The organism is Undibacterium sp. Tian12W (assembly GCF_049339405.1).
Lineage (GTDB): Bacteria > Pseudomonadota > Gammaproteobacteria > Burkholderiales > Burkholderiaceae_D > Undibacterium.
Genome location: NZ_JBMPPK010000003.1, coordinates 193,358 through 205,592 on the forward strand (window position 1 = coordinate 193,358; position 12,235 = coordinate 205,592).

The window sequence follows — 12,235 nt, forward strand, 5'->3', positions numbered from 1 at the left end:
CCGGACCTGATGGGATCATTCTTGAACAAAGATAATTATCATACTTACCTGTTTGACATCTTGCCAGTCGCGGTGGCGATTGTGGTTGATGGCAAATTGGTGAAACTCAATCCCGCTGCAGTGCAATTGCTTGAGGCCAGCGATGAGGCGCTATTGCTGGGCAAGTCTGTCGATGAATTTGTTCACCCCATTGACCAACCAAGGTCACAGGGTCGATTGAAAAAGCAGGGTGGCCACTGGGCAAATGCGAATAGCAAATTTCGCATACGCACCAGCAAAGGCAATTTTCGCATGTTGCTGGTGATTAGCAATGCCATAGAATTTGAAGGCAAAGATGCTGTCATGATCAGCGGCATGGACATGACCGAGCATAGCGAAATGGAAGAGCAATTGCGCCTCAGCGAATTCAATTTCAGGCGCTTGTTTGAAAACATGCAGGACGTGTATTACCGCACTGACGTCAATGGCATCATTCAAAAAGTCAGTCCTGCAGTCACTAAAATATTGGGTTACACACCTGAAGAAATTGAGGGCAAACCTGCAGCGGCACTCTATCCGCAGATGGGCGACAGGGAAGCATTCAGAAAAGAAATCATGCTACACGGCATGGTCAGTGATTTCCCCGGACAAATGGTCACCAAAGATGGCCGCATCATCGATATATCAGTCAATAGCCAGGCGCTGTATGACGATGAGGGTAATTATGCCGGTGCAGAAGGTATTTGCAGGGACGTCACCCAACGAAAATTGCTTGAACGAGAAATGCAAAGGTTGGCAACCACGGATTCTCTGACTGGCATTGCCAACCGCCGCGCTTTTCTTGAGCATGCCGAGCATATCTTCAAAAGCTGCCAGCGCTACCAAACCCAGATGACGCTGATGATGCTGGATCTGGATTTCTTCAAGGGCATTAATGATAAATATGGTCACCAGTCTGGTGATCTGGCGTTGATAAATTTTGCTGAGGCCGTCAAACTGGAATTACGGGAGTCCGACCTGTTTGGCCGTCTCGGTGGGGAAGAGTTTTGCGTGCTCTTGCAACAGGCCAATCAGCCAGAAGCCTTGCTCGTGGCTGAACGCATACGTGCCCATGTACAGTCCCTGCTGCTGAATTCTGCCGCTGGCGAGCCATTCTCGCTGACCGTCAGCATAGGCATAGCCATATACCGGGCCGAGGATGACCGCCTTGGCCGTTTGCTTGAACGTGCGGACAAGGCCTTGTACCAGGCCAAGAGCAATGGCCGTAACCGGGTTACCTGGGAGACCTAGAGTCTGGCTTTTCCCAGTTGCACACTACACACCGTACACTGTACACAGCACACTACAAACTGGTCAGGCGCTCACACTCAGAATCAGTAACAGATAAATGAGCAAAGAACATCCTGCCACGAACAGCAAGGCTATCGTGCGCCACAGGCTGGCAGCTATTCCCAATTGATAGGCCTCACGTAACTGCCTGAACATATGCAGGGGTGGCACAAATACAAATAGCAGTACTGCTGTGGTGCTGAAACCCATGGTATTCAGTATGGCCGTCGTCATCAGAAGCAAGGCCATGAAGGACAGGGAATACAGCGAAAACACTGCATGATCGAACATGCCATATCTGCGCTTGAAGATGAATAGCAGCCATAAAAACGGCAATGAAATAGGCATGAGCATGAAGGCAAGTTTCGAAGCATTGCTCTTCATTTTGTACAGGGTCAATTCAGGCGTATTGACCGCATGCTTGATTTTTTCCTGTATGGATGGAAGAGATGAGGTAACCGTGACTTTTTGTTTTTTCGCCGCTTGCTTGGCCTGATTCTCTTCTATTTTTTTAAACAGTTTTTCATCCAGTTTTTGCGCGAGTTTTCCCACTCCCTGGTCTTTGTCATCGTCCTTTGCCTGGCTATTTCCATCATTTTTGACGCCGATTAATTTCAATGAACTTTCCAGTGCCGTGATCTCTGATTTGAGATCGGTGATGTTTTCATCCAGGTCTTCCAGTTTTGAGTCTCCTGCCGACAGTTTGTTACGCTCACTTTGCAGGGAAGTCAGCTTCGCCTGATTTTCTTGCAAGACCCTGCTGATACCTTCTCTGGTATGCGGCTTGTCAGTAATACTCTCGAGCGGATTACTCGTTGTGAAAGAAAACACAAAGAACATCAAAAAGATCAAAAACAAAAACAGGGCCAAAGGTGATACATAGCGTGTGCGCTGGCCATCTATATAGTCGCGGGTCAGTTTGCCAGGTGACCAGATAAGTTTTGGAATAGTCCGCCAGGCCTTGGTCTCAAAGTGAAACAGACCATGCAACAGTTCTTCTACCAGATGCAACAGGGATTTATGTATGTGTCCAGACTGACCACAGGCGTGGCAATAGGCCCCCTGCAGACGGGTATCGCAGTTGGCGCATGCATGATGATGCTCTGTTGAGCCCGCCGCATGTGCGGCGCTCTTTTCTGCTTCATTGACCAGCACGGCTGCTGTTGCCACATCTGTTGCAATTTCCACATCCACGTTCATATGCTTGCTCTCTGATTTTTTTGATTATGCACGATGTTGAACTTCCCTCAGTCCGGCAAGATAGCACAATCAGGTGTGGATTTGATAATATGCAACACTCATTTTGTAGATAAAAAGGAGCAAGATGCGCTTGCCTCAATTACTGTTGTGTTTGTCCCTGGCAGTTTCCAGTACCGGTGCATGGGCGCAACGCGCTGCCTCTGGTGAAGACTGCTTTTTCATTGGTGGCCAGGCAGATGCACGCACTTGTCTGGAACAACGGGTCAGGGACAGTGACACGCTGCTCCAGCAAACAGAAGCAGATACCTTAGCCCTGGTGTTACGCTGGGACGATACGCCAACAAACCGTGGCCGGGTGCAGCGCTATCTGTTATCCGCAGGCAAGCAATATTTGCTCTACCGTAAAGAACAATGTGAGCTGCAAGCTGCGCTCGCCGCTGGTGGCACAGGCGGCTCGCACCGACGCTACCTGTGCATACTGGAATTGAATGAACAGCGCATGCTTCATCTGCAAGGCGTCAAGACCTCATTGCAACGCTGAGACACCGATAATGACTTGCCCGACAAGATGTAAGTCGTGCCACGAGTGAACTCAAGTCACAGCCAGCCTGACTTCTTGAACCGGTAATACAGATAAGCACAGGCCGAGAACATGATGCCCAGGGCCATGGGATAACCGAAATGCCATTCCAGTTCTGGCATGGCCTTGAAGTTCATGCCCCAGATGCCGGCAAAGGCGGTGGGTACCGCAAAAATTGCCGCACCCGCAGCCAGGCGTTTGTTGACTTCGCTCTCATCAATTGCAACCATGGACAAATTCACCTGTATCGCTGTGCTGATAGTGTCGCGTATGGTTTCTATTGAGGTATTGATGCGGTATAAATGATCATAGACATCGCGAAAATATTCCTGGGTATTCACACACAAGGCTGGCACACGCCCACCAAACAGCTTGCCGCAAGCTTCCATCAATGGTGTGACGGCATGTTTAACAATCATGATCTTGCGCTTGAGCTGGTACAGGCGCTGGATATTGGCGCGCTCACTTCCTTTGGTGAAAATCTGTTCTTCTATCAGTTCCAGTTCTTCTTCCAGCGCTTCCACGACCGGGAAGTAACGATCGACCACGGCATCAATCAGCGCATAGAACACAAATGAAGAACCATGCTTGAGCAAATGCGGTTCGCGCTCACAGCGCTGGCGCACGCCGAGAAAATTTTGCTGGCAACGGTTGCGTACCGACAGTACATAATTTTCACCGACGAAGAGATTGAGTTCGCCGGTATGCAGCTCGCCTTCCAGCATTTCTACCGTGTGGATGACGGCAAACAGCGAGTCGCCATATTCTTCTATCTTTGGCCTCTGATAGCCGTGGCGCGCATCTTCTACCGCCAGCTCATGCAATTCAAACTCTACCTGCATTTCCTGTAATTCTTCGTCAGATGCGTCGCGCAGGGCTACCCAGACAAACTGGTCCTTATGCTTTACATAGTCGCTGATTTCTGCCACGGGTATGTCAGACAGTTTGCGACCTTCCTGATAAGTAACGCAGTTGATTAGCATGTTTCAGTTTCCATCTTTTTGTTGGGAGAAAATAGACTCAGTCTGAGCCAATATGTGTGCTGTGTAAACTCAGGCGTGGCAGGATTCAGTCAGTATCGTAAGAGGTAGCATCATTCGCACGCCACCAGCGCTTATCGACCCGGAAATTGAAGCGACGGCGGAATTGCAAGGGACTCATTTGCGTTTCTCTTTTGAACAGGCGGCAAAATGAGCTACTGTCGCGGTAGCCACATTGTTCAACGATGGCGCTGACATCCAGCATGCTAATTTCAAGCAATTGCTTGGCTCTTTGTATGCGCAGTTTTTGCAGATACGAGAGCGGCGACATTCCCAGCACTTCATTGAAATAACGGTTGATCGTGCGTGGGCTGACGGCGGCGGCATGCGCCACGTCCTGCAGGTTGTAGCTACGGCTCAGGTCTGCTTCCAGCCACACGCGGGCCTTGAAGACGATGCCATCGCGCGCTTTGGTGGAAAGTACCGGGTTCATGTCGGCACTGATCTTGTAGCGTTCTTCGCGATAATAGGTGGCATCGATGGCGCTATTGGCCAAGGCGTCTCCCGATAACAGGCGCATGACTTCATAAATCAGGCGGTAATTGCTGGCTGGTGCACCCGTCGTGAGCAGGTTGCCGTCTATCACCACCTCATGGCGTAAATTCAGCAAGACATTCGGGTAATTGTCAGTCAGCCAGCCACTCATCATCCAGCTCATGGTGGCCTGTTTGTGCTCAAGCAGGCCTGCTTCTGCCAGAAAGCCTGTGGCGTTATAACTGGCAGCGATAATGCCGCCAGACTGATAACGTGCCTGTAGCATGGCTTTTTCTGCGGCACCAGTTTTAACCCGCCGGTCCAGGTCATAGATGCTACTTATTTGCAGGCCAGGTACGACGAGTACCGTTTGCCTCGCCGGCAGATATTCATCGGTGCCGTCAAAGCCGGGATCCATAGCGTTTGTCAGCCATGGCAGGTGCAGGGCTTTGCCATGCACATCAATGATGCGCCAGCGAAATGGCAGGGCACGCCTGCCAGCCTGGCTTAATTTTTCAGGGTTTCTCAAACTCCACAAGGTATTGCCTGCCGTAATGGCATCAATGCTGGTCAACATGGCACCAGGCATGCAGCCTTCCAGAAATAAGAGATCAAAGCGTAACGGTAACATTTGATTACATAGATTTGCTTACAAGTCATGGCGGAATCAGCACATCGCTTGTCTATTTTAGCTTATTAATTTTCCATAAGCATGAATATACTTACTGCACAGAAACGATATTTCTGTTTCCAAACGGTGGGTGCGCACTCCACAGGAAAGGTTTTGTAGTCCCTCAAACTGCTTATACTTTGGATAAGATCATGCACTCACTTGCACAGACAAATACCATCATTGGTATGCCACTGGACGTCCCTCGTCATAATAAGGAAGATGCTTTCAAGCGGCAGACACTACAGACACCAGTATATCCCTGGCCGGACAAGCAGATTCCGGGCTTCAAAGTCAAACTGGTCAATACCCGGAATGATAGAGAAACCATCGACATGCTGGTCAATGAACGCTTTTCCTCGCGTGGTTATGCCCACCCTGAGGCGAGCAAAGCCGGTAATATCCTCAGCCTGCAGGCGACCATAGAAAACCGCGTGGTTGGCACGCTCAGTGTGCAATTCGATGCCGGTGAAGGCCTGCCGCTCGATAAGCTGTATCAGTTTGAACTGGACAGTTTGCGCAGGAGAGGTGGAAAGCTATGCCAGTTCACCAAGCTGGCGATAGAAAAAGAAGTCAAGTCCCGCAGCGTACTCGCGTCCTTGTTCCACCTGGCCGAGATCTGGGCATTACGGGTGCGTCAATACAACTATATCTGTATAGAGGTTAATCCCAGGCATGTGGCGTTTTATCAGCGCATGCTGAAATTTACTGTCCTGAGTGATGTCAGGGATAACCAGCAAGTACAGGCGCCCTCTGTTTTGCTAGGTATCGACTTGCATTATGTTGCCAGGATGATAGAAATTTTTGGTGGAAAACCAGAACTGGCTGACACCGAGCGTTCTTTTTACCCCTACCTTTTTTCCCATGAAGAAGAAGCCCGCCTGGCTGACCGCATGCAGGGCTTGAGTGAGCAATACAAATGAAACCGCAATTAGTACATCCTGCTCAGTCAGGTTCATCTTTTGATTACGACCAGGCTTTTTCCCGTAATCTGGGTTGGTTCACCGAGGCAGAGCAGGCCCAACTGCGTGGCAAGAAGGCTGCCATAGCTGGCATGGGTGGTGTAGGTGGTGCGCATTTGCTGACCATGGCCAGACTGGGCATAGGTGCTTTTCATATTGCAGACTTTGATCAGTTTGACTTGCCTAATATGAACCGCCAGGCTGGTGCCATGCAATCCACCCTCGGCAAGGACAAGGCGCAAGTCATGCAGACCATGGCCAGGGATATCAATCCTGAGCTGCAGATAGAAGTTTTTGCCCAGGGTATAGGGCCAGCCAATATGGATGCCTTTCTCGATGGTGTAGATATCTATATCGACAGTCTGGATTTTTTTGCCTTCGATACCCGCCGCGCAGTGTTTGACGCCTGCTATCGTAAAGGTATACCGGCTGTGACTGCTGCACCATTGGGCATGGGCACTGCTGTACTGGCATTCATGCCGGGCAAAATGAGTTTCGATGATTATTTCCAGATGCAGGGGCAGTCAGAGTTTGAGCAAGGCATACGCTTTTTAATCGGGCTGGCGCCGGCACGTTTACATGGTTCTTACCTGGTTGATCCCAGCCGGGTGCGGCTGGATCTGAAAAAAGGCCCGTCAACCGTAATGGCCTGTCAGTTATGCGCAGGTGTGGCTGCAACAGAAGCAGCCAAGATATTGCTAGGACGTGGCAAAGTGGTTGCTGCACCACGCGGCATCCATTACGACGCTTACCGGCAAGAGTTGAAAAAAACCTGGCTGCCAGGTGGTAACCGTAATCCCTTGCAAAAAATTAAACTGGCGATTGCCAGACGTATGCTGGGCCAGAAACTGGCGGAGGCAGAAACACAGCATGAGCCCGCTTGAATACATACTGGACAAGGCACGCTGGGCACCCAGCGGTGACAATGTACAGAACTGGCGTTTTGAAGTTGTCTCGGAAGACGCCTTCATCATCCGTGCCTTTGATACCCGTGACACGGTCATCTATGATTTTGATGGACGCCCTAGCCAGATCGCCCTGGGTGCATTGCTGGAAAATATCAGCCTGGCTGCCAGCCACCAGCAGCGGCAGGCAGAGTTCTTGCGCATAGACAACGACAACCAGCAAGACAATAGCAGGGCAATCAGCTATCAGGTCAGGCTTTTGCCCGCTGATACCTGTACCGCTCATCCTCTGGCGGCAGAGATAGAAAAAAGAAGTGTGCAAAGGCGGGCATTGTCTACGCGGGCTTTGCAGCCAGAGCATCAACTGGCCTTGGAGCAGGCTGTAGGGGATCATTTCACGGTATGCTGGGTTGGTGGCTGGCGGCAGCGCTGGAAGATGGCGAAATTATTATGGAGTAATGCAAGAATCCGCCTGACCATGCCAGAAGCTTTCCCCACCCATAAGAAAGTCATAGACTGGGGTAAGCAATACAGTGACGACCGCATACCTGATCAGGCCATAGGCATGGATAAGCTGGGGCTGTTACTGATGCGCTGGGCCATGCATAGCTGGCAGCGGGTTAACTGGATGAACCGTTATATGGCGGGCACCTGGTTGCCACGTCTGCAACTTGATCTGATTCCCGCACTATTTTGCGCGACGCATTTTATGATCGTGGCAAAGAAGGAACCGCAAACGGTAGAAGATTTTGTTGCTGCTGGTCGCAGCTTGCAGCGCTTCTGGCTGACGGCAACTCAACTTGGCATACAATTGCAGCCAGAAATGACACCCCTGATTTTCAACTGGTATGTCAAGGCAGGGCGCACTTGCAGCGCTACCGTTGGCATACAGGAGCAGATGCAGGATTTACAGCAAAACTTGGCTGCATTTTGCCATCCCTCCATATTGAAAAACGCCTGTTTCATGGGACGAGTGGGTTATGGTAAACCAGCACGTTCGCGTTCCTTGCGATTGAAGCTGCATGATTTATGTCTGCCATCCACAGCCAGGCACAAGAATGCTGACTAGCTGTTTTACCTATCTTAAAGGCTGAGGCTAGCGACAATCATCGTATAAATCAGCAGTGACAGGGCGGCAATACATAGCAAGGCTGCCGTGCGCCACAGGCTGGCAAAAAATCCCAGTTCATAAGCGTCGCGTAGTTGCACAAACATATGCACAGGCGGGACAAAGGCAAATAATAAACCAGCAATGGTAGTAAGATTGAGCCTTGCCAGGAGCGCAAGGCACATGAATAAAATACTCATGAAAGACAATGAGTACAGCGAGAATACGGCATGATCAAACATGTTATAACGCCGTTTGAATACAAATAACAGCCAGAGAAACGGCAAGGAAATCGGCATCAGCAGGAAAGCCAGTTTGGCCGCATTGGCCTTCATTTTGTAGAAAGTCAGGGCCTGATTCTTTCCGGCAAGGTCCAGGACTATTTTTATCCATTTCACCTGCGTAATGTCATATCCACTACTATTTTTTTTATCTTTCGTCTCTGCTTCCAATTGTTCTTTTTCTTCTTCTTTTGCAAGACGCTGATTTTCTTCTGCCAGGTTGGCCTCAAGCTTGCTTAGTTTTTTCTGGATGCTGTCCAGATCATCGTCTGGCAGTGATGCTGCCTGTTTTTCTTGCGGCAATGTGAGTTTGTTCAGAGTTTCTTTGGTCTCATAGATTTCCACTACCAGTTCATCCCTGGATTTGTAATTACCCTTCGGTCCGGTTAACGGGTCTTTCATCGTCAATGAAAAGACAAAGAACATGGCAACGATAAGGAATAACAACAGCGCCAGTGGTGATACATAGCTATGGCGCTTGCCAGCAATATATTCACGGGTAAGTTTGCCTGGCCTGAGTATCAGCGCAGGCAGGGTGCGCCAGAGTTTGTGATCGAAATGAAATATGCCATGCAAGACTTCTTCAAACATATGCGCCATCGACCTATGCACATGGGCAGGCTGGCCGCAAGACTGGCAATAATTGCCAGTCAACGTTGCGCCACAGTTTTGGCAGGCATGCACATGGTCTTGTTGTACCGCTGATGTCAGCGCTGGGGCATGTGCAATCCTGCCTGTGGTCTTGCTGTTTTTGTTGAAAATCGCTGGCTTCGATACCTTGCTTTTAGTCTTTCTGCGCATCCCGGTCTCTGCTTATTATCGTAATGGTGAATACTGAAACGGTTTATCTAAGCAAACTTGTGCTTTGCTTGTTCAAGCACGTCCTTCTTTTTGTTTTTCTACTTTCCTTTGCAACACAAAAATAGGCTGCGCCCACTCCGTATCTTTTTTCTTCTTGCTGGTAATCAGCGTCAGTTCTGACGGATCATAGACATCGGTATTATGTGTCAGCGGTGTCGTCATCAGGTACTGGGCATCGGTATTTTTCAGGAACTCACCCACCAGCTGGATATTGCGTATATCCAGATGGGCAAAGGGTTCATCGATGAAAACAAAGCCACCAGAACCATCGTCAGATTTCAGCAAGCCTATCAGCAGGATCAGCGACTTCATGACTTGCTGGCCACCTGATGCTTCACCATCATTCATGCCTATCGGGCCTTTGCCGTCAAACTTGAAGCGTACATGCAAGCCAGCCTGGGCCAGTTGTATGTCGTCATTTTCCAGCTTGACCGGGTCGGTATGCACCTCTATACCTGCCAGCTCACCGAGTTGCTTGATGTTCTTGCTGTAAGACTTGATCGTAAAGCGCAGCCTGTCCATATAGGCGGCACGGGCATTCACAGTCGCTTCTATCGCGCGGTTATTCTGGTAGCGACGTTCATCAGTCTCAGCCTGGCGGCCTTGCAGCAGCGCGTTCAGGCGGGTGTACTGATCGACCACGGTAGAGTCGGTTTCCCAGTCATCCCGTGCAAGATTATTCGTCAGGCTGCGTATGCGTAATTCGATCTGATGGACGTTTTCATGCTCGGCCACCAGTTCCTTGCGGTGCGAGGCACGTTTCCAGTTAGGTGGCAGGGTATGCCATGTATCACGCATGGCGCGCAGGGTTTCAAATTGTTCCTTGCGCTCATCGGCATGGCGTTTTTCTGATGTGCGCAATTGTGCTTCGGCATCGGCAATTGCGGCTTTTGCCTGTTCCCATTTCAAGTGGGCAACCGAGCGTTGTTCGGTGGCGGCTTTCAGCAAAGGCGCAATTTCACCGAGGCGGCCGCCGACTTCCATGCGCTGTTGTTTCAGCGGCTGGGTATTGCGGCTGGCTTCTTCAAATTCTGCGTGGCGGGCACTGAGTTCTTTTGCCGCATCGACACCGGCCAGGCGTGCCTTGTAGGCGCTGATTTCACCTGCCAGTTTGCTGATTTGCATGGTCAGCACATCTTCTTGCGACTGCAGGCGTGGCAAAGACTTTAGCAGGGCTTCCAGACGTTGGGTACGGCCTGCATTACCAAAGCGATAGCGAGATACTTCGACGAATAGCGAACGGCCACCACGGCGCTCAAAATGGTAAGCGTCAGGTGTGATCCATTCCTGATTCTTCGGCAACTTCATGCCCAGTTCGATGGAGCCTACGGTATCGATACGTTGCAATTGCTCGATCAGCCAGCCCGGTGCCTGGCCAGTGAAATTGACGACGGACAGCAGGCTCTGATCTTTGACTACAGGTGCGCTGATACGGTCAGGCACGATGAAGTGGCTGTAGCGTTGCTTTTCACCGATGCGGTAAGCGGCAGAGGCATCAGTCGCCTTGTCCAGCAAGATGACCGAGGTATAGCCGCGCAATACACCTTCTACTGCGGCCTGCCATTTTGGATCGGTCACTTCGACGATCTCAGGCAACATGCAATGCGGGATATTCGCATCCGTCAGCGCACGGCGCATCTGGCGCACATTCTCCGGGTCCGGCAGGGCAGACTTGCCTTGCAAGGCAGCGATGGTTTCCATTTCGCCAGCGATACGCTGGGTCAGTGCATCACGTTCCAGTTTCTGGCGCGACAGCTCGGCTTCTTTTTTCTCCAGATCATCTGCAATATTGGCGACATCGGCATCTGCCTCAGCAGCCAGTTTTTGCAGACGGGCTTTTTGTTCCAGCAGGCTTTCTTGCGGCTTCAGTTTGCTGTTGATCTGTCCCAGCTTTTCACGCAGTGAAGATTCTTCTGCTTCCAGTGCGGCTTCTGCCTGTTTGGCATCTGAGACTTGCTGTGCCTGCTGTGCCAGGTGCTGGCGGCGATCAGACAGGGCATGATCCTGCGTCTTTAAAAAACGTTTGCTGGCGCGCAAGGCCTGGCTGGTAGTGCCGGCTTTTTCCAATGCTTCATGGTATTGCAGGGTCGGCAGTATCTCTTCCTGCAGATCGCGCTTTTCCTTGCTGAGGCCTTCATACTGGTGGTAATTGGCAACGCGCAGGCGCAAACCTTCGAGATTGGTTTTTGCACCTTCCAGCTCGGTTTCAAAACGCTGCAATTCAGTTTCGGTATCCCGCTGGTGACGCTTGGCGTCATCGTAGGCATCCAGTACCTCCTTGTCGCCAAACACCTGGAACACCAAATCCAGTAACTGGCGTGGTGCGTATTCACAGAGCTTGTCCGTCTCGCCCTGTTCCAGCGCCAGCACCTTGCCCATGGCATTTGACAAGCCTGCATGTGACAAGCGTTTGCGGTAACTTTCCACACCCAGCCAGTCATTGGCTTCCTGTATTTCTTCTATCTCGGTCTTACCACTGCGCATCAGGTATTGGCGCTTCCAGTCACCACCATTTTTTTCTATCTTGCAAAACAGCGTGACTTCATCTTCATACAGGCCAGACATGCGGAAAGGGCGGTTGGAAATCTGCGGCCCGACCGCGCTGTTATCGACTACCGCACGTATCCATGCCGTTTGCTGGCCTGAGTGACGGGCGTAATGCTTGTACGAACGCCCCATCGAACATTCGAGACCAAACAGGGTGCGCAAGGCATCCAGCAGCGTGGTTTTACCTGAGCCATTTTGGCCGGCGATAGTAATGATCTTGGCATCGAGAGGGATGTTCTTGATGCGTTGCCAATAATCCCAATGTACAAGTTCCAGCGATTTGATATGAAACATGGTGC

The 12,235-nt window shown here is 50.7% G+C and carries 10 protein-coding genes; 5 read left to right on the forward strand and 5 right to left on the reverse strand.

Going from position 1 to position 12,235, the window contains the following annotated elements:
- The first annotated feature begins 21 nt into the window (after positions 1-21).
- Entirely contained in the window at positions 22-1,269 is a 1,248-nt protein-coding gene (locus ACO0LI_RS04925) for a sensor domain-containing diguanylate cyclase (RefSeq protein WP_423031306.1), read from the forward strand.
- 63 nt (positions 1,270-1,332) lie between these two features.
- Here the strand turns inward: ACO0LI_RS04925 and ACO0LI_RS04930 are convergent, their stop codons facing one another.
- Entirely contained in the window at positions 1,333-2,508 is a 1,176-nt protein-coding gene (locus tag ACO0LI_RS04930; RefSeq protein ID WP_423031308.1) for a DUF3667 domain-containing protein, read from the reverse strand.
- Between the two features lie 124 nt (positions 2,509-2,632).
- Between ACO0LI_RS04930 and ACO0LI_RS04935 the strand changes: the two genes are divergently transcribed.
- The gene (locus ACO0LI_RS04935) at positions 2,633-3,049 is read left to right on the forward strand and encodes a lysozyme inhibitor LprI family protein (RefSeq protein ID WP_423031310.1); all 417 of its coding nucleotides are present in this window, start codon (positions 2,633-2,635) and stop codon (positions 3,047-3,049) included.
- 56 nt (positions 3,050-3,105) lie between these two features.
- Here ACO0LI_RS04935 and corA read toward each other — a convergent pair whose 3' ends face one another.
- Positions 3,106-4,071, reverse strand: coding sequence for a magnesium/cobalt transporter CorA (corA, locus tag ACO0LI_RS04940; protein ID WP_422951863.1), 966 nt, complete (start codon positions 4,069-4,071; stop codon positions 3,106-3,108).
- 85 nt (positions 4,072-4,156) lie between these two features.
- Positions 4,157-5,233, reverse strand: a complete 1,077-nt coding sequence (locus ACO0LI_RS04945) for a GlxA family transcriptional regulator (RefSeq protein ID WP_423031311.1) — start codon at positions 5,231-5,233, stop codon at positions 4,157-4,159.
- 191 nt (positions 5,234-5,424) lie between these two features.
- Between ACO0LI_RS04945 and ACO0LI_RS04950 the strand changes: the two genes are divergently transcribed.
- The 3 genes from ACO0LI_RS04950 to ACO0LI_RS04960 are packed head-to-tail and all read left to right on the forward strand — an operon-like array spanning position 5,425 to position 8,208.
- Positions 5,425-6,195: an N-acyl amino acid synthase FeeM domain-containing protein gene (locus ACO0LI_RS04950; RefSeq protein ID WP_423031312.1), complete on the forward strand. Its 771-nt coding sequence runs from the start codon at positions 5,425-5,427 to the stop codon at positions 6,193-6,195.
- Positions 6,192-7,118, forward strand: coding sequence for a ThiF family adenylyltransferase (locus ACO0LI_RS04955; RefSeq protein WP_423031314.1), 927 nt, complete (start codon positions 6,192-6,194; stop codon positions 7,116-7,118). The genes ACO0LI_RS04950 and ACO0LI_RS04955 overlap by 4 nt, the downstream gene beginning before the upstream one ends.
- Entirely contained in the window at positions 7,105-8,208 is a 1,104-nt protein-coding gene (locus tag ACO0LI_RS04960; RefSeq protein ID WP_423031316.1) for a molybdopterin biosynthesis protein MoeY, read from the forward strand. Before ACO0LI_RS04955 ends, ACO0LI_RS04960 begins: the two co-directional genes overlap by 14 nt.
- A gap of 14 nt (positions 8,209-8,222) precedes the next feature.
- Here ACO0LI_RS04960 and ACO0LI_RS04965 read toward each other — a convergent pair whose 3' ends face one another.
- Positions 8,223-9,329, reverse strand: coding sequence for a DUF3667 domain-containing protein (locus ACO0LI_RS04965; RefSeq protein ID WP_423031318.1), 1,107 nt, complete (start codon positions 9,327-9,329; stop codon positions 8,223-8,225).
- Positions 9,330-9,401: 72 nt separating this feature from the next.
- Positions 9,402-12,230 carry an ATP-binding protein gene (locus tag ACO0LI_RS04970; RefSeq protein WP_423031320.1) on the reverse strand — a complete coding sequence of 943 codons (2,829 nt, stop codon included), beginning with the start codon at positions 12,228-12,230 and terminating at the stop codon, positions 9,402-9,404.
- Between the last annotated feature and the right edge of the window lie 5 nt (positions 12,231-12,235).